The following is a 24,204-nucleotide window of genomic DNA, read 5'->3' on the forward strand; positions in this document are numbered from 1 at the left end:
ACGCATGTACCAACAACCGTGGGGATACCCATATTGGCATACTCCCGTGTACGACTGGACTCCCAATCCGTGGAGCTACCAGTGGAATCCCTATTATGCCCATTGGAATCCCAGCCGCTATCCTCATGACAGACGGATCAACCTGACCGATCATGGCAACAGTCCGTTTGTCGTGAATATTGAACAGGCGGCCAAACAAAACCAGACGTACCGGACGGCCATATGGACAGGAAAGCACCTCCAGGTGACGGTGATGAGCATTAATGTGGGCGATGACATTGGTTTGGAAGTCCATCCGACTACGGATCAATTCATACGGATTGAAGAAGGACAGGGACTTGTCCAAATGGGGCCAAGCAGAGATCGCCTGGATTTTCAGCAGATGGCCTATGAGGACGATGCCATCATGATCCCTGCCGGCACATGGCACAACGTCGTGAATACCGGTCACAAACCGCTGAAAGTGTACGTGATCTATGCGCCGCCTGAACATCCGTTTGGGACCGTCCATGAAACCAAACAAATTGCCATGGCTGCCGAAGAAAGCGGACATGACCGCTGAATCAGACGGATGGATTCCATCATGACAGTGGAGCATGCCGGAGCCGCAGCACATGAAAAAAGCAGATCGCACCGTGCAGCTTCACAACACGGTGCGATCTGTTCGTTTCCATAGCGTTTTGTTACGAGCGCCCGCTCTTTCTTCTGGGAAGGGAAGCGGGAAATGCAGACACAGGCTATGATGCCGTGGGGGCCAGCCCGGTAAACAGCAGGACGCGTGCAGGTGCAGCGTCGGTCCCCACGATTTTCAGCGGAGCCGCCACCATGAAATACTCGCCTGCTTCCACTTCTTTCAAGCGAAGGCCTTCCATGACGATCACGCCGTGTTGAAACAGGATGTGATGCGTCGGATGGCCCGGCTGATCCCGCTCGATGCCAAGCGCATCAATGCCTATTCCGCGAACGCCCAGCTGAGCCAGATATTCGGCTCCATCCTGCGCCAGGAAGACAAAATCAAAACGGAATTCATCAACATCGGAGTTTCTGGTTTTCAAGAGAACAAAATCGCCCTTGCGAATCGCAAATCGCTCCAAGTCCTCCTTTGTGATCCGGTCGTGGACCCCTGTCAGATCCAGCACAGTGCACATGCCGACCAGACTGTCGAGCGGTATGCTTTCAAACGTGTCCCCGTCGGTCATCATGTGCAGCGGCGCGTCAATATGCGTGCCCGTGTGCACATCCATGTCGATGCGGGATTCGGTTACATATCCATTCGTGACCGTTTTCAGCTTTGGCTGCTTTTCCGGTTTGTTTTTGTACACGGCCATGCCTTCAAAAATTGATCCGGTTACATCGTAGATTTTCATGTGGAGTCACCTGCCTGGACATATGTTTTGAAAATGGCTGCTATTCCACTGCAAATACTGCTGTTCCACAGCATCTGCCGGTTTGTGCCCGATCTCGCCATCACGTCAATGGAAAGGCATCTACATCGATGCGGACAGCATTTCCCTGCGAACCACCAGCGTTCCTTCTTCCGCATGGCGGTTGAGTTCCCACCATGAAAAACCGTCTTCCTCCAGCAGGCGAAAAGCGGCTTCGGGACCCTGCGTGCCGGCTTCGTACAAATGAAGCGGAACTTGCTGATCGGAGAAGGCGTCGAGAATGGGCTGCACCCACTTCCAGCACCATTCAACCTCTTCCCAATGGGCAAAGAACGTAGAGTCGCCTCGCAGCGCGTCATAGAGCAACAGCTCATAGGCTTCGGGCACATCGTTGTCATTTGCCGCAAACTCCATGGTGATCGGCTCCACCCTGCTGTCTTTCCCCGGATGCTTGCTGTTTAATTGAAACGAAACACCCTCGTGCGGATTTACATGGATGACCAATAGATTGGGAGCTGGATTCACATGGACGGGATACGACTCCCTCAACGGATTCTTGAATTCGATCACGATTCGGGTCGACTTCTCCTGCATGCGCTTCCCGGTCCGGATATAAAAGGGGACCCCGCTCCACATCTCGTTGTCAATCCACAGCCGGGCGGCGACGAACGTATCGGTGTTCGACTCCCTGTCCACCCCCGGCTCGTCCCGGTACGCCGCTGCCGGCTTCCCGTTGATCCATCCGCTTCCGTACTGCCCGCGAACCACATGCTTGGCCACGTCTTCCCGACGCAGCGGACGCAGCGCTTTTACCACCTTGATCTTTTCATTGCGGATTTCCCGGGCGGAAAACTGCCGGGGCATTTGCATCGCCGTCATCATGAGCAGTTGGAGCAGGTGGTTTTGAAACATGTCCCGAATCGCGCCCGCCTTGTCGTAATACCCTGCCCGTTCTTCCACCCCGACTGTTTCGCTGGCGGTAATCTGGACATTGGCGATGTGTTGATTGTTCCACAACGTCCGCAAAATGGGGTTGGCAAATTCCAATACCTCGAGGTTCTGCACCATGGGCTTGCCAAGGTAATGATCAATGCGGAAAATCTCCTCTTCGTCGAAGAACTGCCGCAAGGAACGGTTGAGTTCCTGGGCTGACCGGAGATCGTGCCCAAACGGCTTCTCGATGATCAGGCGTTTCCAGCCTGTTGCCGAACCCAACTCACTGTTTGAAATATGGGAGGCAATCACGCCAAACAGCTCCGGTGCCACCGACAACGAGTAGATTCGGTTTTCCGGAATCTTCCCGTCCTGCTCACGCTGCCGGATGCGCTGCGCCAGCTTCCCGTAATCCTGCGGTTGCATCACGTCCATGGCGCAGTAGTGAAACATGCGCAAAAACTGCCCCGCACGGTCACGATCGTCTTCCCAGCGACGGGAGAATGTTTTCACCGACTGCTCCACATGGGCACGAAAGTCCTCATCGGACATCTCCCGTCTTCCGGTACCAAAGACAGCAAACGCGCGCGGCAGCTTGTCATCAAGAAACAGATTGTATATGGCAGGATATATTTTTCTTTTGGCCAAATCCCCTGTTGCTCCAAACAGGATAAACGTCATCCCATCCATCCTTACACCCTCCGTAACTGCATATGACTGACCTGTTGTTGACGGATAACCGTGACGAACTCAATACATCGAACAATGATACATTATGATTCTTTCAGCCTAAATAAACAAGTATCTACTCAAGCAAAAATATTTTTGTCATTTTCTGGCGATCGACTGAACATAAAAAAACAGCACCTTTTCACTGGTGCTGCAATTGTTGTCCACTTCACCGGACGAGCTCATCGGGTTGCGTGACCAGCCGCACTTTCGTGACGGCGCTCGTCCATCTGTCAAGAGCAACCAGATCGTCCGCATTCACGTCCCTCACAGACGTTTTCCCCAATGCGCGAATGGCAATTTTCATCTCTTCTGCAAAGGCTTGAAGCAAGTTCTCCAAAGACCGCGCCGCCTTTTCCACTTCAAACTCGTCTTTCAGGCTTCCCGTGTAGAAGGCGAGCTGCGTGGGCGGCTCCCACGGAATCGCTTTTGTCACCTGATCATGGGCCATTCCCCACAGCAGGGCCGTTCCCATATAGACGCCATCCGCTCCAAGGGCGAGCGCTTTCAAACATCGGCCGGGCGTGGCATATCCTCCGCCGGTAAGGAGGGTGATCCGGTCTTTTACGCCCCGTTTTTTCAGATATTCCACGGCACGGGACAAGGCAAAAATCGTCGGCAGGCCAAAATCGTCTTCCAGAATAGGCTCTCCCGCTTTTGTGCCGGCATTGCCTCCGTCCAGACTGATAAAATCCACCCCGGCCTGTATAGCGGCTTCCAGATCCGCTTCCAGCTGTCCGGTGGCACACATCTTCACTCCGATGGGGATGCCTTGGGTGATGGTGCGCAGTTTCTCGACCAGGGGCTTCAAGTCCTTCGGTTCGACCAATTCCGGAAAGCGGGAAGGGACGACGAGTACCTCATCTTCCGGAGCATGCATAAGTTCACGGGCCCTTCCCTTCAGATCCTCGGGCGAAATCTCGGTCCCGGCCCCTGCAACCGCCCCTTGGCCGAGACGAATCTCGATCGCGTCCGCTTGCTGGAGAATCTCTGTCTCTTTGGCCCAGTATCCGGAATGGTACTGCAGGATGTAGTGGGCGGCGCAGGCCCTCTCTTCTGGCAGCAAAGGGCCTAAACCTGAGTTCGTCGCGGTTCCGACCGCAGCCGTTCCTTTGGCGATGGCGATTTTCACCTTTTCGGACACCCCGATCCCGTAGCCCATCGCTCCGGCCAGCAGGGGGATGTTCAGGATGAGCGGCCGTTTGGCTTGCGGGCCGATCGTAATCATCATGTCGACGGGAGCGTTTTCCGATGCGGGCAGCGTGGCAAGCTGAGCGGGAGAAAAAACCAGGTTGTCATAGAACAGATACCGGCGCGGGGTGCCAAACGGTCGTTTGATGACGTCTCCTCTGGCTGCACGCATACTGTTTTCCACGACAATCCGGGGGCTTGTCCTGGTCAGCGCCGAGACCATCTCCCAGATGTTTTCCGGGTAACGGTCTTCCATCAGCCGTTTCGTAAAGCGCCCGATCACCCATTTGATCATGGGCCGGGCAGTCGCGATGGCAATCAGAGCCGCACAGAGAATGGCCAGGCATGCGCCAATAAACGAGCCGACGAGAAATTCCCCCCAGTTGATGGTCATGACAACCTCCTTGCACTGTTTCTTCCATCATTATCCCGCTCATGCGCGCTGTCTATGCACTGATCGGCTTGGGCCTAAGCCGCGTCCCGACCGCGTGCTCAAGCATCCCTACCGTTCCTGCTCTCACGCCCGCGAATCGTGACGGTCACTGAGGAGGTTTTCTCCGAATGCTTTATTGGCTGCCGTTCACGGGGAAATAGTTCGGAAAACGCACGGTGCAAGGCCAATTCGCCGTATTCCGCCCGGTATTCCTCCATCGCGGCGGAGCGGACGATTGTTCCGTTTATGACAAAAAGCGCCCGATCCGCCACTTCGTTCGCTGCTTGCAGCTGGTGCGTGGAGAAAATCACAGAGATGCCTTCCCTTTTAAGAGTATTTACCAGATCCACGAAGGCGCCCATCCAGTACGGGTCCAAACCGTTTGTCGGCTCATCCAGCACAAGCAGTGCCGGTTTGCCCAACATGGCCTGGGCAAACAGCAAACGCTGCTGCATGCCTTTGGAAAACACGGACACTTTTTTGTTGCGGGCCTCGTGAAGACCTACCGCCTTGAGCGCCTCATCTGCTTCCGACGCTGTCCTGCCGCGAAGCGAAGCGTAAAACCGCATGCACTCGCTCGCCGTCAGTCCGGCTGGAAAATTGAAGTGGTCCGGCATATAGCCTATTTGCTGCAAATAATTGACACGATCTTGCTTCAAGTTTATTCCGTTCAGCTCAATCGTTCCCGCACTGGGTTGGGTAATTCCCACAATCATGCGGAGAATGGTGCTTTTCCCCGCCCCGTTGCCCCCGCAAACGGCAACAACCTGTCCCGGTTCGACGTGCAAATCAAACGGATGCACAATGGTTTTTCCGCCGATCGCCTTTTCCACCTGCATCATGTGCAGTCCGGTCTTAGTCACGGTATCGCCTTCTTTCCCACACCGCTATCGCGGTCAGCATCGTTACGCCGATCCACATCAGGCAAAGCGCGGCAAACCCAGCAATGCCAAAAGGGGATTCCATCCAGGTTACCCACTTGTAGTACTCCGGACCGAAGATGGCGCCTCCGCCCAGGCTGACGACGGAAAACATGCGCACCAACTCAGCGGGATTCAGGCAGCTGGCCACCTGGAGTGCCGGTTTGATCCACGTATACGGCAAAAAGCTCAAGAGCGAGATCAGGAGCGTGGGCCAGGCCAGAACCAAGAAAAACCAGATGCTGACCCCGAGCGTGAGCGCCTGCCACCGATTCCGGCTGAGAGAGCCGACCACCATGGCGATCCCCAGAAACAGCAGCACAATGCAGATGGAAAACAACAGGAAAAACAGCAGGGCGGAAAGGGTGAACCCTTTTCCCAGAAGCGTGCCGGACAGCCCGGCAAACCCGTAACTAAAACACACGATGGAGACGAGCACCGCTGCCAATCCCGCGTACTTCCCCCACAAAAACGACGTGGCGGTAACGGCGTAGGTGGACAGAAGCTCCCAGCTCCCCTCCTCCTTTTCTGCCGTCACCGAAAAGGAGGCGAGCAGCATGGTCATCAAGGGGAGCAGGTACAAGATCAGGTTGAGAATAGTGCCGGTCGTATACGTGTATCCCTCCATGTAGGACTGGGATTGAATGATCAACAGGGCCAGCGTGAACAGGGAAAACAGGGCCGTGAAAGAATACGCCCACGGATTGCGAAACCCGATCTGTATTTCCCGTTTGGCAATCGTCATGATGTGCACGTGTGCCACTTCCTCTATTAGTTTTGTGTTTGCTGTGCTTCTTGCGTACCGTGCTGGTTATCCTGCATGCCGTGCTGGTCGTCCTTCGAGCCATGCTGATCCGATTCTGAATCGCCCTTATGTTTCCCATGTTTTTTCATGCTTCTCTCCCAGGTGTGCTTGTCCAGTTCCTGTACGCTCATAACCAGGCCGGTTTGCTTTTCCTTGACGAACGCTTCCGCCGCTTCCTTGTCCTTGAAGGAATAGATGCCATAGCCCATTGGGGTCTCGAACGATTTGTCGTAAACATACGTCGCCCGATCGGTGTTTACCCATTCCTGGGAGAGGTAGTCGCGCACGAACTTGGCTTCCACCGATTCGTTTTCATGCTCCTTTGTCCAGCGGTGCATGCATCCGATATCGTCAAATTTTAACACTTTCCCGTTTTGCAAAACGATTTCCGTTGCGTTGTGGTCATTGGGCACATTCATATGGCAGACGTCGCATTTGTCCACGCCTTCGACGATGTCCACCGGTTTTGCTGCCTCCTTGCCGCATCCTCCCATCAGCATGGAGAAGGTCATCACCACTGCACCAATTGTCCACTTTCGCGATTTCATGTTCGTCTCACTCCTCTATACATCATTAAACAACTTCCGCTTAACAGCAGCACACTGAGTACGCCTGTAACCGTCTGCTGTTCCGCCCGCTGTTGGTCCGTTTGCGTCTTTGCCGGAGCCAGCAACGGGGCTCCGTCCCGAATCGATGCGTCGGTCCCGGCAGTAAACAGCCCCTCCAAAAACACAAAGCCGGGCGCTTGAAAAAAGATCTGATAAGGCGGCACTGCGTCAGTCAACGCCAGGAAAAACGGGTTGAGCTGATAGGGAATATTGCTGCGGCCGTCTGCATCCAGATCAATGCCCTGCATGTCGTCCCAGTAGTTCCCCTCCAACGTGTTGGCTGTGCTGTCCTGTGCCTGCGCCTGGATGACATTGGCGACAAAATGGTTGGACGTCATGGCATTCCCTGAGGCTTGTTTGAGCTGCATCCCGACGAAGTTCAGCGTGACTTCGTTGCCTTCCAGACGGTTCCCTGTGGAGCGTTCCACGTACACTCCGACACGGTTTCCCTCGATGCGGTTCCCCTCGAATTGCGAGCCCGTTACGTCGTAGAGAAGAATCCCCTGGGCGTTGGGATTTTCCCTTTGTTTGACAAAACGATTATGCTGAACGACTGCGCCATCCGATTCCATGAGCATCGCGCCTGTCATGTTGGCACTGCCCGTGTTGCCGAGCAGTTTCGTGGCATTCGCGCTCATCAAATGGAAACCGTAGCGGGAGTTCTCCACGACATTTTGCTCGATGCGGTTATCGTTGCTGTTTTCCACATAGATGCCGTCAAACACGTTGCTGATCCGGTTGGATACGATCTGGTTGCGATGAGCGTGTTTCAAGTCGATGCCGTTTCCTTTTTTGGGCGTTACCTCCGGATTTTTGTTGACTGGTCTCAACAGATGGTGCGCGTGTTGGCTGTGATTGTGAAGACCATTTTCATCCTTGTCCGGGTCGGTTACCATGCCGATCACACGGATGCCGCGCAGCGTATTGTCGCTGGCATTGCGAAGCTGCACCCCTGTTCCCATCGTCTCGATCACAAGGTCCTCCACAATGTTGTGGTTCCCCTTCATGACCACCGACGCTTCAGCGGCATTGATCCGGTTGTCCACGATGGTCATTCCCCGGACGACGGCACGGTCGGTCAGGACCGACAAAACAGGGCTGCTGCCGTCACTGGCAATCTCCACGCCCCCCTCTGCCTGCAGCACGATCGGTTTGGTAATGCGAATCGGCCCCTCGTATTTTCCGGCCGGAACGGTGACGACGGCTCCCGGTTGGGCCCGATCGATGATCTCCTGCAAGGAGACCGATGCGGCACTGACCCGGTCGAAACAAACGGCCCCGACCGCAAATCCGGCGATTCCCGCGGCCAACAGCATGCGAGCAATGGTGCGGTTCTTTGATCGTTCAAACAGATGTCTCCCCCCTTTTCCATAAATCTTGTCAACTCCACCACCAACATAGCGCTCCCAGGGGGGTTCGTAAATGACTCAACCGGGCTATAAACCTTGACAAAAAAACAAATTTTTAATTCCCCTGACAGATTGCAGCAGGGTGGTGTCCAACCAGCAGCAACAAAAAAGCAGCACCTACTGCAGGTGCTGCAACCAATTTTTTCGTTTACGCCTTGATGGTCATGTCCCTTTTCTGAATGTCCAACACCTCTATCCTCACACTGCCGCCAAGATGATGACTCACTAACCGTGACAGTTCTGTAAGCGCCTTATGGAACTCATCGGTTCTGGTCTCATCCAGCAATTCAATGCAGAGGAATGCATTTGTCGTCGCTTCGGTCAGCATGGTCCGTTTCGCTTCACGCCAATTCCAGCATCTGCAAACTGCGCCGGCATCATCTTTGTACACGATTTCCCCTTCGTATGGCGGTTCATTTTCATCACTTCCCAATGGGATAAACGGTTCAGTGCCATTGGCCTTCGTCAGCCGCAGATCGCCTGCAAACGTGTCGATGTCTTCTCCGCCGCACGGAAGCCCATAGCGTAATGAAATCGAGTTGTAGATGTCAACGAGCGGGTTTATCGTGCCTATATGCTTGCCGTTTTTCACTCTTTTTAACAATGCTTCAATGGAACACCTTGCCCCTCGCTTGGTCTTGAACTGTTGAAACGCTTCTCGCCATACCGCAATCACCGGATTGCTGCTGAATTCCTCCAGACTCAGGAATTTGTGTGCTTCTTTCTCCGCCTCCAGCAGCATCTGCTCGTACATTTCCACATCTCGACGCGAATTATCGATGCCCTGGCAAATAACCGTCCCGATTTTTGCCTGGGGGAATAACGACCAAAAATCATCTTCAATGATAAATCTCGTCATGCCACATCTCTCCATTTCTTTTTGCCATCATCTCTTGGTACAATCGCTATTTCTGCGCCACGAACGGCGTCATCACGTTTTGGAATGGGAGGGGCTCGCAAAGGCGGAGAATACCCCCAGAACGATATAGACATAACCGGTTATCCGATTTTGCAGTGCCGTATTTACGTTCATCCGTTTTCTGATACTTGCTGCAAGAAGTGCATACAGACTGTCGCTGATAAACGCCAGGAGCAAAAATATCGCGCCCAATTGCAAAAATTGCACGCTGACTGACCCGGCAGCAGGTGAGATGAATTGCGGAAAGAACGCGAGAAAAAAGAGGGCTGTCTTGGGATTCATTACTTCTACGAGCGCTGATTGGTAAAAAATCTGGATCAACTTTTTGCGGGGCACTTGTGTAACTTCAGCAGTCGTTTTGTCAGATTTCGAACATAACGTCTTGCACCCCAGATAGATCAGATACGCAGCACCCAGGTATTTCGCAAGTTGAAAGGCAGTTGCTGATGTCATCAGGATGGCAGAAACGCCAATCGCACCAGCCAACACGTGAACAGAACCGCCAAGCGATACACCGAGAACGGATACCAGGCCTGCTTTCTTCCCTTCATTCATACTTCTCGCCATAATATAGAACACAGCTGGTCCAGGTATTAGTAACAGCGTTGCAGCAGCGATGACAAATAGCCAAATCGTTGAAAACTCCATGACATGCAGCTCCTTGTTGCAGTTTTGCCCATGATCACAGCGGGCCCTTCAGTGATGAAGAAAAGCAAGATTACCCTATGTTTTTCAAATTTCCCTTCATCAAGGAGGCAATCTGTTGCTCGTTTGGAGATGGAATCTGTTCCAACTGTTTGATGACGAGCTCTTGTCTGTGTCTGGAATGGTTTTGACTGAGCTTTGCTTTGCCTTCAATCGTTTCGATTTTGATTTTGAATCCCTGCACGCCTTTGTTCATGGCTGAAAGGAGTTCAGCATCTACATCCTCCAATCGGTACGGACTGTCAGGCGCTTCATACTTCACGACCATGTCATGCATGGAACGCATGAGTTCGTGTTCATCCTCGATTAGTTCAACGTGCCCGTAAACATGAACGGTCACGTAATTCCAGGTCGGCACCGCCTGATTGGTCTCATACCAGGCGGGAGAGATATAACAATGAGGCCCGTGGAAAACGGCCAAGACCGTCTGCTGTTGAATATCATGCCACTGCGGATTCGGACGGGCAAAATGACCGTACAGATAGGTTTGCTCCTTATTTAGCAGCAGCGGCAAGTGAGTGGCAAACGGCATGCCATTATGAAGGGAGAACAATGTGGCAAAACTGTTCTCCTGTATGACCTGGTAGGCGACTGTTACGTCTTTGATCAAAAATTGAGCGGGGATATACATGACACTCCTCTCCTCCTTTTTGATTGTTACGGACAGCACATATCCTTTACACGGTATGATATAATCGAAACTGACATGTTAAAAGGTACAATTTTAAAAAATTCTACATGTCAGAGGAGGGATGGCATTGAAAACGACCATTTTTCCCTTGGATGACAACACTCCGAAATACAAACAAATCTACGAGAAATTTAAATCGTTTATCGAACAAGGTGACTTACAGGCGAATGAACCCTTGCCCTCCATTCGTCAGCTTGCCGATTCCTTGCGCGTCAGCCGCAATACAACGTTACAGGCGTATGAACAACTGGTCGCGGAAGGGTATATCCGTGTAGAAAACCGAAAAGGGTATTTTGTAAATGAAATCGAACCCCGTTTCTTTCAAAACGCGCCCCGTTCTGCTCAGCAGAAGCAAGCAGAGCCAGTCCCGCCTGTCCGCATTGATTTCCGCGCAGACGTGGTCGATCAATCGCATTTTCCTTTACAGACGTGGAGAAGGATTTCCAATCGGATACTCACCCGAAAAGACTGCTTTCGATACGGCGATCCATTGGGCGAATGGTGCCTTCGTGAACAAATTGCAGCCTATCTGCTCCAGGCTCGCGGGGTGCGAACAGATCCACAGTCAATCATTATCGGAAGCAGTACCCAACAAATGCTTGTATACCTGGGGCATATACTGAGGGATGAGTTTGAGAGTATTATCGTGGAAGACCCTGGTTACGACGGGGCCAGGGAAGCCTTCCAGTTCCATCGTTTTGCGATTGAAACCGTGCCGGTATATGAAACAGGTGCGGATCTTTCTCAATTGGACCAAATGACATCACGATTGATCTATGTAACCCCTTCCCATCACAGCCCATTGGGAGTAAGCATGCCGATTCAACAACGCCAAATGCTCATTCATTGGGCAAACAAGCAGGAAGGCTATATTATCGAGGACGATTATGACAGTGAATTTCGCTATACCCAACAACCGTTCCCCGCGCTCGCTTCCATCGATTCAGCCAGAGTCATTTATCTGGGGAATTTCTCAAAGTCCTTTCTGCCAGGGATACGGTTAAGCTATATGGTGCTGCCGCAGCCGCTGTTGGACCGTTACAAAAACTACTATCAACGGTTCGAGAGCACCACTTCCATTTTAAGCCAACTCACAATGGCTGCATTTATGGAAGCGGGAGAGTGGAATCGCCATATTAAACGGATGCGGCTTGTCTACAAACGAAAAATGCAGCAGTTGGTTTCAGCATTACGCCATCATTTGGGGCAGCATATATCCATTATCGGCGAGCAGTCCGGTCTGTACATCCTGGTCAAGGCAGACCTGAATCGTTCAGAAGAATGGCTCATCCAACAAGCGCTCCTGCACGGTGTGAAAGTTTACCCTACCTCCATTTACTTCATAAAAAATCGCACCGATAAACCAATGATAAAACTGGGGTTTAGCAATCTGTCTTGTGAAGACATCCAGCTTGGTGTGAAGCTCTTGCAGCAGGCATGGTTGTAAGTCAAAAAAACAAGGCCTCTCGTCCAATCGGAAAAGAGGCCGTTTTTTATACCCATTGATGTATGTTCAGCGTGTGCCGGCTGGTACGCAAAAATGCCTGTCCACACCAGAGGCGTACATCATTTCTACGTTTCACACAGGAAACGTGCGTCCATCTTATCTGCCAGGATTTTGATTCCTGTTTCGACCGGCCAGCCCTGCAAGACCAGCAAGCCCCAACAGACCTACCCATCCCCAGTCCACATCGTTGTCTGCAGCAGTCGTTCTATACATATTGTTCATATTGTTGCCTTGGTTTACATAATTTGCGTCTGTATTCCCGGCAGCACCAGTTTCTGCATGAGCGCTGAAGCCCATGGATAGCAGTAACACCGCTGTCAAAATCATTACGCTCAATTTCCGTTGCATAAGAACCTCCTAGACCATGTAGTTACTTACCATTAGTCATTATTTCCACCAGATAAATCTTTATGCATAAGAGCGTCCCCGCCGGGGGGAGGAAGTCTCCAATACATTTCATCCGACAAGAAAAGGCTTGGCGTTTGACAAACCGCGCTCGATTGGGTAAGGTGAGAGTAACGAACGGGAAAGGGTGACAATGAAGACAATGCACAACTAATCCTATTCTTACGAAACGATCAATGGAAGGCTGCACGGCTCGGATCCCCTGTTGATCCGCTAGTCGACCAATGCCGGTTTATGACCATGACCGGTCTTGGGTTTGCTATGCCTTCAACCGCGTTTCAGAATAGGATTAGCATATTGCATTTGTCCCAGTGCGTGACCCTTTGCGGATAATATGCACCGTAACGGCGTGCATCTATGCCTCCTATTCTGAATGCAGAAAAGGGGGCTTTTTTTATCTGATCCCCCTCCTCTAATCAACCGAATCATGGGGATGATGCACGATGTTATTAGAGGCACATCACATCAAAATTTATGTAAAAGACCGCTTGCTCGTTGAAGCTCCACACCTTTATATTGGTGCGAATGACCGCATCGGACTTGTCGGACGCAATGGCAGCGGCAAAACGACGTTGATGGAAGTGCTGGCGGGAATGAAGTCACCGGATGAAGGCATGGTGACGCTCCGCGCCAGATGCGAATTCATTCCGCAATTGAAGCGAACGGATACGACCAAAAGCGGCGGCGAACTGACCCAGGAAATCATCCAGAATACGCTCTTGAAAGAGCCGGAACTGCTGTTTGCCGATGAACCGACCACCAATCTGGACACTTCTCACATCGAGTGGTTGGAGAAAAAATTGCAAAATTGGCAAGGCGCGTTCGTCATCGTCTCGCACGACCGCACCTTCCTGGATGCACTCTGCACATCGATCTGGGAAATCCGTGACGGGAAGTTGAACGTGTACAAAGGCAATTATTCGAAGTATGCCGAGCAGCGGGAACTAGAAGACCGGCAGCACGATCAAGCATATGAACAATACATGCAGGAGAAGAAACGGCTGGAGCGTGCGATACGATTAAAGGAGGAAAAAGCCGAACGAGCGACGAAAAAACCGCGAAAAGTCTCACCTTCGGAAAGCAAAATCACCGGCGCCAAGCCCTACTTTGCCAAAAAGCAAAAAAAGATGCAGAAAACGGCCAAAGCGCTGGAGACGCGGCTGGAGAAGCTGGAAAAAGTGGAGAAGCGGCGGGAGCTTCCCCCGATCCGAATGAATCTGTTGAACGAAGAAACGTTCAAAGGCCGGATCACCATGCGGGTGAACGACCTGTCAGGAACGATTGAAAAGCGCATCCTCTGGCAGCCGGTGAGCTTCAATGTGCGCGGCGGCGATAAGCTCGCCATCATCGGCCCGAACGGCTGCGGCAAGACGACGCTGGTGAAGTCAATCATCCGGCCGAACGAACACGTGACGCTCTCTCCTGCCGTCAAAATCGGCTACTTCAGTCAAAACATCGATCTGCTGGACATCAACAAGTCTGTATTGGATAACGTCCGCTCCACGTCCTCACAGGATGAAACATTGATCCGAACGGTATTGGCACGACTCCACTTCTTCCGGGATGATGTCTACAAACCCGTAGCGGTATTGAGCGGCGGCGAGCGTGTCAAGGTCGCGCTGGCCAAGTTATTCGTCAGCGACGTCAATACGTTGGTGCTGGATGAGCCGACCAACTTTCTCGATATCGAGACGATCGAAGCGTTGGAATCTCTGCTGCAGGAATACGAAGGCACAGTGTTGTTCGTCTCTCATGACCGTCGGTTTATCAAGAACATTGCGAAGCGGATTTTGGCTTTTGACCACAGCCGGATCACTGTATTCGAAGACAGCTATGAGCAGTTTCTCACTTACGTACCGCCGGATACGGAACTGAAAAACAGGGAGGAACAACTGCTTCTGCTCGAGACGAAAATATCTGACGTTCTCAGCCGTCTGAGCCTGGAGCCGTCAGAGGAATTGGAGAAGGAGTTTCAGCTGCTGCTCGCAGAAAAGCGGAAATTACAGTCGACCTAAGGTTTGCACATAGTAAACCGGCCTTTCCCGGTATCGTGGTATCACCGTGGAAAGGCCGCTTCGTTACCCTTCTAGCATGGAACTGCCAATTATGAAGATGGCAAAATCATTGAAATTACGGGACGGCAAACGTTTTGTGCCAAATTCATTTTCCAAATACAACCAACCCCAAGAATCGGCTCCATTATGCACAACCTTTACAACTTGTCACAATCACGCCATCCATATTGTTGCCTGAGATTTCATAATGGCCATGCTCAGGCACAGGGATCGTGGTAGCTTGGGAGACTGGATAGTAATAGATGTTATAAACCTGGTTGTCGATCGTAACCGTAATGGACTGCTGTTCCTTCAAAAAATCCAGATATTCTTCGAGAACGAAATTCGCCTGGTTCATGATCGCACTGTGCGGCCAACCGACATAACGGATATGCCATGGTTCATATTGAATGCCGGTCACATCGGTTTTATCTTCTGGATAGCGTAAGATAAAGCCGTATTTCCAGGCATTTTCTTTCAGCCACTTTCCTTCGGCAGCTCGCTCCATTTTCGTTACACTTGATCCTACATCAAGTGCCAAGCCTGAATTGTGTTCGCTGTAACCTCCCGGCAAGGAGTGAGCAGGGCCCATTTCTGCATACAATTGATTTTGCTCATGAACGGTACGGTATCCGCTGTTCATCAGGAAATGATTTACTCCATCCTTTTCGGCATCTTTGACCATCTCGGAAAACTTTTGTGCGACTTCTTTTGACAGATACATATTTTGATGATGTAATCCGTAGCCTGCCAGCAATTCAGCATGCTTCGCCACATTGACGATATCTGATCGTACCCCCTCCTGGCGAACAGGATAGGTACTGTTGATTAAGAGCAGGTTTCCTTGGTAAATCTGTTCCTTTGCAATGGTTATCGTTTTTGTCAGGTTACTCTCAGCTGTACCGCGCGTTTCTATGTGGACATTGTTCCTTTGGTGAAATGGTTGAATCGCTCCTCGATCCTGAAAAAATGAAGAATCCTTTATATAAACATAACCGGCTAAAACGAGACACAATAAAAATACCCACTTCTTCATCTTTTGCTTCCTCCTAAGTGAGCGCTTGTTGAGAGTGCCGCGCTTGCATGTGAGACGGCCTACGCGCCTTCTTGGTGAGGACGGCCTGTCCTCCCCGTGCTCAGCGGAAAAGGGAGACGGAATAAATGGACGGGCGGCACCTCACACCGCCCGTTTGCTCCGCCCATTGTCAACAGGCGGTTACGCTTATTTCACAGGGAAATCAAAATACGTATTGGGATAGGGTTCGTTTCGTAACACATAGTGCCACCATTCGAATTGATAGGATTCGAACCCGCTGTTTTCCATAATGGAACGCAAAAGTCTGCGATTTTGCAATTCCATGTCTGTAATCCCTTTGGCCTCATGATGTGAACGCTCATCCAACAAATCGAAGCTGCCTCCCATGGAAACAAGTTCACCCGTATCCAAGTGGTACAGCGTAAGATCAATTGCACTCCCGCGGCTGTGACTTGATTGTGACGCAATATATCCCTTTGCCACCAGCTCGGATCGCTCGATATTCGGATAGAATCTTTCTTTTGTGCGGTAGTCTTCCGGTTGTTCACACCAGCGCATGAAGCACTCTACCGCACGCTTGGGCCGGTACCCGTCCCATAACAGCAAACCGTACCCAAGAGCCGCCGCCCGCTTCTGCGCTTCCAGCAGCGCAAGGGCCAAGGCATGTGTTCCCACGATGCGATTGACTTCATAACCGTCTACGGGTTTTCCCGTAAAATTGTCCCACGTGGCGTATTTGGCGTCCCAGCGAACACCGGGCAGTATTTCATCCAAATAAACAAATCCCTGTTCCATGCTGATCACCTCTCTAACGCTAATACGATCAGGCGGTCAATCAATTCGGAAAGCGTTATGCCTGCAGCAGCCATCATGCGGGGATATCGGCTGTATGAAGTGAAGCCGGGCAAGGTATTGACTTCGTTAAGCACAATGCTGCCGTTCTCTTGTAAAAACATATCAACACGGGCAAGACCGCTGCAGCCGAGCGCCTTGTATATTTGTTTGGCCGTTTCCTGTATCCGTCTTCGCTCCTCTGCCGACAGGTCTGCGGGAACGTTGATCTCTGCGTTTTCAGAGCCTTTTTCCGGTTCGGCTTCCTGATGAATGCGAAAGAAACCGTGCCGCAGCCTGATTTGGTCTACCTCGCCAACAATCAATTCGGCGCTGTTTCCCAATACGGCACAGCCGACCTCACAGCCCGATACAGCCTGCTCAATCAAGATTTTGCTGTCATATTGTCTAGCCGTTTCAATGGCCGCGTCCAATTCATCCGCACTGTTGACTTTTGTCACGCCAAAGGATGAGCCTGAACGCGCCGGCTTCACAAAAACCGGATAGGGAAGCGCTTCTGCCGCCAGGCTCTCGTCATGATTCAAGATCCAAAATTCAGGAGTCGCGATGCCAGCGTTTTTGGCAAGGATGTATGCCAGCGATTTGTCCATACATATCGCGGAGCTTTGAATATCGCAGCCTACATAGGGGATTCCGGATAATTCAAACAAACCTTGAATTGATCCATCTTCACCCGACTTTCCGTGCAAAACCGAAAATGCTGCATCAACGCGGCGGATTTCAAATTCGTTGTCCTTTAGCACAATCAATCCGTGCATGTGTTTATCCGGCGAGAGCACGGCTGAACAACAATTGCCGTTTTCCCAGTCCGGGCGCGGTTTTTCGCACAGTTTCCAAACACCCGATTTCGTAATGCCGATGAAAATCGGCTCGTATTTATCGGTATTAATGTTGGCGGCGATCTCAACAGCCGATTTTACCGACACATCATGCTCCTCCGAGCAGCCGCCAAAGAGGATGGCAACTTTGATTTTATCCATGAGCCAGACTCCTTTCAAAATCCATACAGTTTTGGACAGTTTTTTCAACGATTTCACGCAGTGCCTGTTCGGTATAGTAAGCCGTATGCGGCGTGATAATCACGTTTGGCATCCGCTGCAGTTTCTGAAAAAATGGATGGTCAATTGGTTTTTGGGTGTAATCGCAGTAGAAAAGCCCCTCTTCTCCCTCCAATACATCCAATGCGGCGCCGCCAAGTTTTCCGTTTTCCAACGCTTGAACCAGCGCAGCGGTATCAATGAGCGCACCGCGCCCTGTATTGATAATCAACGCGCCTTGCTTCATTCTTCGTATTTGTTCGCGGCCGATCATATGGCGCGTATCCGCATTGAGCGGTACATGAAGCGTAACAATGTCGCTCGTTTGCAGCAGCGTATCAAACGGAACATAATTCGCCTCGATTTTTTGGCTGCGACTATAAGCCAGCACACGACAGCCAAATCCCCGCAGCCGCTCCATAACCGCTTCGCCGATACAGCCAGTCCCCACCACGCCGACCGTCATGTCGCTCAGCACCTTGCCGCGGACGCCGTCCAGCCTGAAATCGTGTTTTTCCACAGAGCGCATCAGCGATTTCGCGTTGCGTACCGCCATGAGCATCAGCATCATGGTATAATCGGCTACGCTATCCGGCGCATACGTCACATTGCCGACAGCAATGCCCAATCTCTTGGCAGCAGCCGTATCGATATGATTGCAGCCGACGCTTCGGGTCGAAATGTATTTCACGCCGGCTCGCTTCAGCGCGAGAAGGATAGAGGCAGAAACCTCGGTTTTGTGCCCCACGCTGATACATTCATGGGCGTATTTTGCGTTGGCTTCTGACACAGGGTCGTGAATGATCGTGGGAATCACGCCAAAACGCGGCGAAACGGCACGGAATGCATCTGCCTCATCCTGCTCGCATCCATAAACGGTGATGTTCATGTGTTTCAATAGGAAGTCCCCTCCTTTCAGCGAAAGGCACCCTTTTTCCATTGTGAACACCTGCTGTGCCCAAACGAAAAAGCTCGTTCTTACGGGTTTAAGTCTACCGCATAAGAACGAGCCATTTTTTAATAGGAACTTGTTATTTTCCTAAGAAAAAGTGGAGATTACCTTTAGATTTTCTTAAGAATCCATATTCGTTTCTCAGGAACTCCGTTTATCCAATTCTGGCAAGGCCGGGAGCTCTACCGTGAACGTCGTGCAGTTATCATCACTTTCCGCGTAAATCTGTCCGCCGTGCTGAACGACGATTTCTTTAGCAATCGCCAATCCAAGTCCCGCGCCGCCCGTATCGGAGGAACGGGCATTGTCCAGCCTGTAAAACTTCTCAAAGATGGTAGCAAGCTTGTCTTCGGGAATGCTGCCGGTGTTTTTAAACGCGATGGACACCTTGTCCCCGGAGAGACCCGCTGTAATTTCAATCAAGCTGTTGTGCTCGCTGTATGCAACGGCGTTTTTCAAAATGTTGTTAAAGACCCTCGCCAGCTTGTCGGGATCACCGTATACAGTCAAATCCTCGGGAGCGTGCAGAACCGCCTGTTTTCCATTTGCGGCAAGCAGAGGATAAAATTCATCAATCATCTGCACGAGCATATAGTACAGGTCAATGTGCTTTTTCGTAAGCGTAATCGTTTGGAGGTTATACCGCGTAATCTCAAAAAACTCGTCGACCAGATGTTCGAGGCGAGACGCCTTGTCCAACGCAATCCGCACATACTTTTCCTTCTGCTTCTCCGGCATGTCCTGCGCCTCGTCTAGCAGGCTCAAATAACCGATGACAGATGTAAGCGGAGTTTTAATATCATGCGCCAGGTACATGACAACCTCATTCTTTCGTCGTTCGGCCAGTTTGGCATCCTGCTCCCGCTTTTCCAGCGTCTGTTTTAATGTGTTGAGCTTCTGTTCCATGAACCCCAATTCCGGAGAAAGCTCTATTTGCTTGTCCTCGTTTTGAATCAGGATGTCAATGCCGGAATTGATCTCGTCGAAGTATGTTGCGAATTTTGAAATCATGATGCGGCACAGAAGCAGAAAACTGATGGCAATCGCCGTAAAAATAATGAGTTCCATATTGTTGCGAAAAACATACTGATAAATCATCATCGCTTCCAGACGCCTCAGGTAAAAGATGTCTTCCAGTAACCGCACGATCCAATCCCCAAGTTCCCCCTGAATCAGGAAACGAATAGACAGCACCAATCCAACGGCTGCCACAGCATTCAAAAGGATATACACGTAGAGTTTTCGTGTCAGCTGGGAATAATCTATTCTTTTATTTGTCAATTTTATAGCCAACTCCCCATACGGTTTTTATATACTTCGGATTATCCATGTTCTCGTTCATTTTTTTGCGCAAATTCCGGATATGCACGGAAATGGTGTTGTTGCTCTTGCTGTAATATTCGTCGCCCCAGATCGCGTGAAATAACTCCTCAGAGCTGACCACTTTCCCCTTGTTTTCACAAAGAATGCGCAGAATGGAAAATTCAGTAGGCGTGAGGGATAGAGGTTTTTCGTTCAAAAAACATTCGTGTGTGTTTATATCAAGAACGAGGCCAGAGTGGACAATAACATGTTCATGTTGCGCCGCAACTCCGCTGTATTTCTTGTAACGGCGCAGCTGCGCCTTGACCCGTGCAATTAACTCCAGCGGGCGAAAGGGCTTCGTGATATAATCGTCCGCCCCGATTGTCAGCCCGGTAATTTTATCCACCTCTGAATCTTTCGCGGTCAGCATGATGATGGGATAGTTGTGCTTTTCACGTATCTGCTGGCAAATCGAAAGGCCGCTCGAACCAGGAAGCATAACATCCAGTATCGCGAGGTCAAGCACGGTATTCTCGATGCATTCCAACGCTTCTTTGGCAGTATAGCATTTGAACACGGTATAATTCTCATTTTTCAAGTACAGCTCAACCAAATCGGCAATTTCCCGTTCATCGTCCACAACAAGTATTTTATCGCTCATAGCTATTACTACTCCTTTATGGTTTTGCTTTTCTCCATCGGGCTCTTCACCCGGACAGATCCCAAAGAAACCACTGAACACTGACATCAACGATGATGTCTGATTACAGTGTTTCATTATATACGAACGATTGTTGGATTGCATTGTTCCACAAATCCCTATTTATGGTGCAAAAGAGAAATTGCATTATAGACCGTAAGCAAAAAATACTTCGAAGGAATTCGCACAACGGCGAATTCAACACCCGAAGTGCCGGAGCGCTAGGGTTCATAGTATTGGCGAAAACCTTTCGTTATGAATCTAATGAAAATGGAAATGTGATAGAATAGCAGTGATGGGAAAATAAATACAAACGAGTAACGAATGAAATCGAACAACTTATTCAGAACATCTCCGCTTATGATCAAAAAAAACAATGCCACTGTTACTCCAGCCAACGAATACAAGCCGAGATTTACGATATAGCGCTTTATCTTGGAGTCTGTTACGATTTTTTTATCAATGAAATCAATTAATAAGGAGAGGGGGATGCCTGCAAGAAATGTTATTGGTAACGCATATACTAAATAAATTATTACTAAGCTGGAGAATGAGAAATAATATACGGTTTCATCACGTTCGTCTATAGGCGTATATACCGTATAAGCAAGCAGCACGCAAAACAAAAATGCTGTTAGTAAAGCAGACAAGAGTTTGTTTAACATCTTCCTCTCCCCTTCAATTCTTCTTTTTCAGCTTCTATTCCATGTTTTCCGTGGGGCTGCGTTGACTCCCGGACTGGAGACGGCCAGCGCCGCGGACAGCAGCTTGTCAGACAGCACCAGTCCCCCTTCACGCAACAGCGGCAGGTAGAATGATCAATCCCATCGAAAGTCATATTGGTCTGTCAGGATGTCAATTCTCTTGCCGTCAATTTCAATTGTGCGGTCATCAATCCATTTCGGCTCTTCAAATTGATTGCCGCTAATCCAAAACACATTCCGCCGTTGATCGCCATATTCAATTTCTCCGATGTAGCTATAGTCAGACCGCAGCAAAACCCCTCCCATTACATACGTTTTTAGTACATAATGACCATCAGGTGACACACTTTCGGACACTACTTGAAGCCTCTTCGTATTAACGCTTTCAAGGCTGGGATAGAACCGGACCTTTATACCGACGGCGAATGCCAATAAGAGGATAACGATAATGATAGAGCGCCAATGCAAGCGCCATTTCATGTTTCTCACTCCCATTTCCGATATCGTCCAACTCTCCGTGCAATCTCCCTGGCTTGGCCATTTCCCAAAATTACTCCGCAAAAACACCAGACGATCTTTTCATTTGATTGTGATACGTAAAAGGTACTTACATGAAAAGGGGTTCTTCATTTGATTGCTCTTTTTCCTTATGCAGTCGCGTTTTTGAGTCGAATCGTCAGTAAAGTTTGACAGCGAAAAAATGTGATGTGACGACAAGGGAGGTTCATCCAACATGAGTCGTTCTATTACTTTACCCGAAGCCATCGCGCTATATATTACAGCGATTCTTGGCTCAGGGACTCTCTTTTTGTCTTCGAGTACAGCGACTGTGGCGGGGCCCGCCTCTATTGTTGCTTGGATGATGATGGTCCTGTTCAGCTTCCCGCTCGCCTATACATTTGCCGCGTTATCCCGTTCGTACCCCGACGCCGGGGGCGCAGCGACGTTTGCGCGCATGGCTTTCGGGGAGCATGCCGGAAATCTCGTGGGATGGTTTTATTTTTTGGCAGCGGCGGTCGGACAGATTATTGTGTCGTTGACAGGCGCTGCGTACATCGGAGCCGCCTTTGACTTCTCCGCTATGGAAAATGCCCTGATTGCCTGCTTCATGTTGCTTATCGGAGGTCTGTCCAATCATTTCGGTGTTCGGATAAGCGGCAAATTGTCTTTGGTGCTCAGTATACTTTTGCTCCTGTTGTTGTGTATTGCAGTGGCGGTCACATTGCCATACGTTCGCTGGGATCACTTCCATCCCTTTGCGCCAAAAGGATGGTATCCTGTAGGAACAGCTGTGATTTTGATTTTTTGGTCCTTTTTCGGCTGGGAGGCAATCTGCAGTCTGGCTGACCGCTTCAAACATCCAGAGAAAGATTTGGTGCGCAGTGCTCTCATTAGTGCGGTGATCATCGGCATCGTGTTTCTTCTGCTCAGTTTTATGACAATCGGCAGTGGAACGTATGGAAATGTGGAAAGTGATTCATCCCCTATCGGAATCATGATTCATCGCGCTTTGGGATTTGAAGCACAGCTGATTACCGCTATGTTGGCCTTGATCATATGTACGGGTACGGTCAATGCGTATGTTGCCAGTCTGGCTCAACTCGGTTACGCATTAGGGCGAGATCAAGCGCTGCCTGCCTGGTTTCATTATTTACACCCCCGAACCAGGACGCCTACGCGCGTCGTTTGGCTGGTCGTCATTTTTGCCGGATTGGGGGCCATCCTGACCGCGTTTTTACAAATTCATTTTACCCAATTGCTGTACATCCCGAATTCCCTGGGTATTTCTGTTTATATCATCTCGATGCTTGCCGCCCTCACCTTGTACAAAAGAAGAACCACACCATGGATGAGCAGTCTGGTCTCCTTGATCGTGCTTGTTCTTGCCGTTCCTTTTCTGGGTTTTCACTTGTTGGTCCCCGCTGTGGTGTGTGTTGTGTATTTTCTATACAGGAAAGCGACAGGAAAACGTAAAATCCAGTATCGAAATGATATGTAACACGCAAAGGAGGAAGGCAATGAAGATTCAACGTGAAACCATGTGGGAAGCCGTTGTTCAGTGTAATGCAATGTATGACGGATGCTTCTACTATGCCGTGAAAACAACGGGAATCTTCTGCCGCCCCTCATGCAAATCCAAGACACCCAAACAAGAGAATGTCGAGTTCTTTTTTCATATAGCAGAGGCATTGCAAAAAGGGTATAGACCTTGTAAACGGTGCCGTCCGGATCTGGCTCAGTCCACGTATGACCCCAATCACGAAGTCATTCAAGAAGTACAACACATTTTGGAGAACGAATACGATAAACCATGGACGCTGCAAACATTGTCCAAACGGATTGGAATGAGTTCGTACCATCTACAGCGGTTGTTCAAGAAACAAACAGGAATCAGTCCAAAACAGTATTTATACCACATTCGCATTGAACAGGCGAAACGTTTACTGTTACAGGGAGAGAAAAATAATACGGAAATCTGTTTTTTGGTAGGCTTCAATGATACTGCCCATTTTTATCACGTGTTTCGCAAACTCACCGGCTTTTCTCCGTTAGCGTTTAAACATCAACATTCCTAAACGTTGCGAAAGAGGACGTCATTGCCAGCTGCCGGGTAAAGAAATCCGTGTTATCCCCAAAGCGCATTTCTCTTCGTTGCTGAAAATGTTCGGCTTGCCACACACTCCTCTTCCAAGGATAATATGGTATTACATGTATGTACAGGTTTATTTTGTTTGCAGCTTTTTGAGCAGGAGGTGCAGCTCTCGGATGAATGCTTTTCGAAAAGGTTCCCTTTTTTGGAGGATTGTAAGCGGACTGGCAGGTTTCTTGCTAGCTTTCCTTGTATGGTATTTTTCAGTTGTCCATCAAACCTTAAACGTTTTGGACTTGTTTCTTGTGCTTTATATCGTCCTTCCAGCCGTATT

The 24,204-nt window shown here is 50.1% G+C and carries 23 protein-coding genes; 5 read left to right on the plus strand and 18 right to left on the minus strand.

All coding sequences use genetic code 11. The annotated features are described in order from the left end of the window. Positions 1-4 precede the first annotated feature (4 nt). Positions 5-562, plus strand: coding sequence for a cupin domain-containing protein (locus KDN35_RS15450; RefSeq protein WP_171564564.1), 558 nt, complete (start codon positions 5-7; stop codon positions 560-562). Between the two features lie 175 nt (positions 563-737). On the opposite strand, the gene KDN35_RS15455 is transcribed toward KDN35_RS15450, so the two are convergent. From KDN35_RS15455 to KDN35_RS15500, 10 genes are all read right to left on the minus strand, one after another. Beyond that, positions 738-1,367: a cyclase family protein gene (locus KDN35_RS15455; protein WP_171564563.1), complete on the minus strand. Its 630-nt coding sequence runs from the start codon at positions 1,365-1,367 to the stop codon at positions 738-740. A 120-nt stretch (positions 1,368-1,487) separates the two neighbouring features. Continuing rightward, entirely contained in the window at positions 1,488-3,008 is a 1,521-nt protein-coding gene (zwf, locus tag KDN35_RS15460) for a glucose-6-phosphate dehydrogenase (RefSeq protein WP_212133169.1), read from the minus strand. Between the two features lie 208 nt (positions 3,009-3,216). Further along, positions 3,217-4,632 carry an FMN-binding glutamate synthase family protein gene (locus tag KDN35_RS15465; protein ID WP_171564561.1) on the minus strand — a complete coding sequence of 472 codons (1,416 nt, stop codon included), beginning with the start codon at positions 4,630-4,632 and terminating at the stop codon, positions 3,217-3,219. A 98-nt stretch (positions 4,633-4,730) separates the two neighbouring features. Next, positions 4,731-5,534 carry an ABC transporter ATP-binding protein gene (locus tag KDN35_RS15470; RefSeq protein WP_171564560.1) on the minus strand — a complete coding sequence of 268 codons (804 nt, stop codon included), beginning with the start codon at positions 5,532-5,534 and terminating at the stop codon, positions 4,731-4,733. Continuing rightward, positions 5,527-6,345 carry an ABC transporter permease gene (locus tag KDN35_RS15475; protein WP_171564559.1) on the minus strand — a complete coding sequence of 273 codons (819 nt, stop codon included), beginning with the start codon at positions 6,343-6,345 and terminating at the stop codon, positions 5,527-5,529. Before KDN35_RS15475 ends, KDN35_RS15470 begins: the two co-directional genes overlap by 8 nt. A 17-nt stretch (positions 6,346-6,362) precedes the next feature. Next, positions 6,363-6,944: a nitrous oxide reductase accessory protein NosL gene (locus KDN35_RS15480; RefSeq protein WP_249179137.1), complete on the minus strand. Its 582-nt coding sequence runs from the start codon at positions 6,942-6,944 to the stop codon at positions 6,363-6,365. Continuing rightward, complete coding sequence (locus KDN35_RS15485) at positions 6,941-8,320, minus strand: right-handed parallel beta-helix repeat-containing protein (protein ID WP_171564558.1); 1,380 nt, start codon at positions 8,318-8,320, stop codon at positions 6,941-6,943. The genes KDN35_RS15480 and KDN35_RS15485 overlap by 4 nt, the downstream gene beginning before the upstream one ends. A 241-nt stretch (positions 8,321-8,561) precedes the next feature. Beyond that, positions 8,562-9,272: a B3/B4 domain-containing protein gene (locus KDN35_RS15490; protein WP_171564557.1), complete on the minus strand. Its 711-nt coding sequence runs from the start codon at positions 9,270-9,272 to the stop codon at positions 8,562-8,564. Positions 9,273-9,344: 72 nt separating this feature from the next. Continuing rightward, positions 9,345-9,980, minus strand: a complete 636-nt coding sequence (locus KDN35_RS15495; RefSeq protein ID WP_212133170.1) for a LysE family translocator — start codon at positions 9,978-9,980, stop codon at positions 9,345-9,347. A gap of 70 nt (positions 9,981-10,050) precedes the next feature. Continuing rightward, entirely contained in the window at positions 10,051-10,668 is a 618-nt protein-coding gene (locus tag KDN35_RS15500) for an FMN-binding negative transcriptional regulator (protein WP_212133171.1), read from the minus strand. Between the two features lie 127 nt (positions 10,669-10,795). Here KDN35_RS15500 and pdxR point away from each other — a divergent pair, with 127 nt between their 5' ends. Then, the gene (pdxR, locus tag KDN35_RS15505; RefSeq protein ID WP_376717842.1) at positions 10,796-12,175 is read left to right on the plus strand and encodes a MocR-like pyridoxine biosynthesis transcription factor PdxR; all 1,380 of its coding nucleotides are present in this window, start codon (positions 10,796-10,798) and stop codon (positions 12,173-12,175) included. A gap of 156 nt (positions 12,176-12,331) precedes the next feature. Here pdxR and KDN35_RS15510 read toward each other — a convergent pair whose 3' ends face one another. Next, positions 12,332-12,583 carry a WGxxGxxG family protein gene (locus tag KDN35_RS15510; RefSeq protein ID WP_171564553.1) on the minus strand — a complete coding sequence of 84 codons (252 nt, stop codon included), beginning with the start codon at positions 12,581-12,583 and terminating at the stop codon, positions 12,332-12,334. A gap of 500 nt (positions 12,584-13,083) precedes the next feature. Between KDN35_RS15510 and KDN35_RS15515 the strand changes: the two genes are divergently transcribed. Beyond that, positions 13,084-14,655 carry a Vga family ABC-F type ribosomal protection protein gene (locus KDN35_RS15515; protein ID WP_212133173.1) on the plus strand — a complete coding sequence of 524 codons (1,572 nt, stop codon included), beginning with the start codon at positions 13,084-13,086 and terminating at the stop codon, positions 14,653-14,655. A gap of 184 nt (positions 14,656-14,839) precedes the next feature. On the opposite strand, the gene vanY is transcribed toward KDN35_RS15515, so the two are convergent. The 7 genes from vanY to KDN35_RS15550 all read right to left on the minus strand — a co-directional run bounded on the left by vanY (position 14,840) and on the right by KDN35_RS15550 (position 21,760). Continuing rightward, on the minus strand, positions 14,840-15,730 hold the full coding sequence (vanY, locus tag KDN35_RS15520) for a VanY-A/VanY-F/VanY-M family D-Ala-D-Ala carboxypeptidase (protein WP_212133174.1): 891 nt from the start codon (positions 15,728-15,730) through the stop codon (positions 14,840-14,842). 186 nt (positions 15,731-15,916) lie between these two features. Next, positions 15,917-16,525 (minus strand): D-Ala-D-Ala dipeptidase VanX, encoded by a 609-nt coding sequence (gene vanX, locus KDN35_RS15525; protein ID WP_171564549.1) that lies wholly within the window; start codon positions 16,523-16,525, stop codon positions 15,917-15,919. A 5-nt stretch (positions 16,526-16,530) separates the two neighbouring features. Continuing rightward, on the minus strand, positions 16,531-17,562 hold the full coding sequence (vanA, locus tag KDN35_RS15530) for a D-alanine--(R)-lactate ligase (RefSeq protein ID WP_212133175.1): 1,032 nt from the start codon (positions 17,560-17,562) through the stop codon (positions 16,531-16,533). Further along, a complete protein-coding gene (gene vanH, locus KDN35_RS15535; protein WP_376717843.1) occupies positions 17,555-18,559 on the minus strand; it encodes a D-lactate dehydrogenase VanH in 1,005 nt (334 codons plus the stop codon). The genes vanA and vanH overlap by 8 nt, the downstream gene beginning before the upstream one ends. A 153-nt stretch (positions 18,560-18,712) precedes the next feature. Further along, entirely contained in the window at positions 18,713-19,864 is a 1,152-nt protein-coding gene (gene vanS / locus KDN35_RS15540; protein ID WP_212133177.1) for a vancomycin resistance histidine kinase VanS, read from the minus strand. Continuing rightward, positions 19,842-20,537 (minus strand): VanR-ABDEGLN family response regulator transcription factor, encoded by a 696-nt coding sequence (gene vanR, locus KDN35_RS15545; protein ID WP_171564545.1) that lies wholly within the window; start codon positions 20,535-20,537, stop codon positions 19,842-19,844. The genes vanS and vanR overlap by 23 nt, the downstream gene beginning before the upstream one ends. A gap of 857 nt (positions 20,538-21,394) precedes the next feature. Beyond that, positions 21,395-21,760 (minus strand): DUF5412 family protein, encoded by a 366-nt coding sequence (locus KDN35_RS15550; RefSeq protein WP_171564544.1) that lies wholly within the window; start codon positions 21,758-21,760, stop codon positions 21,395-21,397. 253 nt (positions 21,761-22,013) lie between these two features. Here KDN35_RS15550 and KDN35_RS15555 point away from each other — a divergent pair, with 253 nt between their 5' ends. Together KDN35_RS15555 and KDN35_RS15560 are read left to right on the plus strand one after the other, a co-directional pair. After that, positions 22,014-23,279: an APC family permease gene (locus KDN35_RS15555; protein WP_212133178.1), complete on the plus strand. Its 1,266-nt coding sequence runs from the start codon at positions 22,014-22,016 to the stop codon at positions 23,277-23,279. Positions 23,280-23,298: 19 nt separating this feature from the next. Continuing rightward, positions 23,299-23,856, plus strand: coding sequence for a bifunctional transcriptional activator/DNA repair enzyme AdaA (locus tag KDN35_RS15560; protein WP_212133179.1), 558 nt, complete (start codon positions 23,299-23,301; stop codon positions 23,854-23,856). Positions 23,857-24,204: the final 348 nt, after the last annotated feature.

Source organism: Brevibacillus sp. NL20B1 (assembly GCF_018195675.1).
Lineage (GTDB): Bacteria > Bacillota > Bacilli > Brevibacillales > Brevibacillaceae > Brevibacillus > Brevibacillus aydinogluensis.

Bases quoted from the DNA above. Each gene is read 5' to 3' on its own strand.
- vanY (WP_212133174.1), bottom strand. From the start codon at position 15,730: ATGAAGAAGTGGGTATTTTTATTGTGTCTCGTTTTAGCCGGTTATGTT.
- KDN35_RS15465 (WP_171564561.1), bottom strand. From the start codon at position 4,632: ATGACCATCAACTGGGGGGAATTTCTCGTCGGCTCGTTTATTGGCGCA.
- vanX (WP_171564549.1), bottom strand. From the start codon at position 16,525: ATGGAACAGGGATTTGTTTATTTGGATGAAATACTGCCCGGTGTTCGC.
- vanH (WP_376717843.1), bottom strand. From the start codon at position 18,559: ATGGAAAAAGGGTGCCTTTCGCTGAAAGGAGGGGACTTCCTATTGAAA.
- KDN35_RS15455 (WP_171564563.1), bottom strand. From the start codon at position 1,367: ATGAAAATCTACGATGTAACCGGATCAATTTTTGAAGGCATGGCCGTG.
- vanA (WP_212133175.1), bottom strand. From the start codon at position 17,562: ATGGATAAAATCAAAGTTGCCATCCTCTTTGGCGGCTGCTCGGAGGAG.
- KDN35_RS15500 (WP_212133171.1), bottom strand. From the start codon at position 10,668: ATGTATATCCCCGCTCAATTTTTGATCAAAGACGTAACAGTCGCCTAC.
- KDN35_RS15560 (WP_212133179.1), top strand. From the start codon at position 23,299: ATGAAGATTCAACGTGAAACCATGTGGGAAGCCGTTGTTCAGTGTAAT.
- KDN35_RS15510 (WP_171564553.1), bottom strand. From the start codon at position 12,583: ATGCAACGGAAATTGAGCGTAATGATTTTGACAGCGGTGTTACTGCTA.
- KDN35_RS15490 (WP_171564557.1), bottom strand. From the start codon at position 9,272: ATGACGAGATTTATCATTGAAGATGATTTTTGGTCGTTATTCCCCCAG.
- KDN35_RS15515 (WP_212133173.1), top strand. From the start codon at position 13,084: ATGTTATTAGAGGCACATCACATCAAAATTTATGTAAAAGACCGCTTG.
- KDN35_RS15555 (WP_212133178.1), top strand. From the start codon at position 22,014: ATGAGTCGTTCTATTACTTTACCCGAAGCCATCGCGCTATATATTACA.
- vanR (WP_171564545.1), bottom strand. From the start codon at position 20,537: ATGAGCGATAAAATACTTGTTGTGGACGATGAACGGGAAATTGCCGAT.
- KDN35_RS15485 (WP_171564558.1), bottom strand. From the start codon at position 8,320: ATGCTGTTGGCCGCGGGAATCGCCGGATTTGCGGTCGGGGCCGTTTGT.
- KDN35_RS15495 (WP_212133170.1), bottom strand. From the start codon at position 9,980: ATGGAGTTTTCAACGATTTGGCTATTTGTCATCGCTGCTGCAACGCTG.
- KDN35_RS15550 (WP_171564544.1), bottom strand. From the start codon at position 21,760: ATGAAATGGCGCTTGCATTGGCGCTCTATCATTATCGTTATCCTCTTA.
- zwf (WP_212133169.1), bottom strand. From the start codon at position 3,008: ATGGATGGGATGACGTTTATCCTGTTTGGAGCAACAGGGGATTTGGCC.
- KDN35_RS15450 (WP_171564564.1), top strand. From the start codon at position 5: ATGTACCAACAACCGTGGGGATACCCATATTGGCATACTCCCGTGTAC.
- KDN35_RS15480 (WP_249179137.1), bottom strand. From the start codon at position 6,944: ATGAAATCGCGAAAGTGGACAATTGGTGCAGTGGTGATGACCTTCTCC.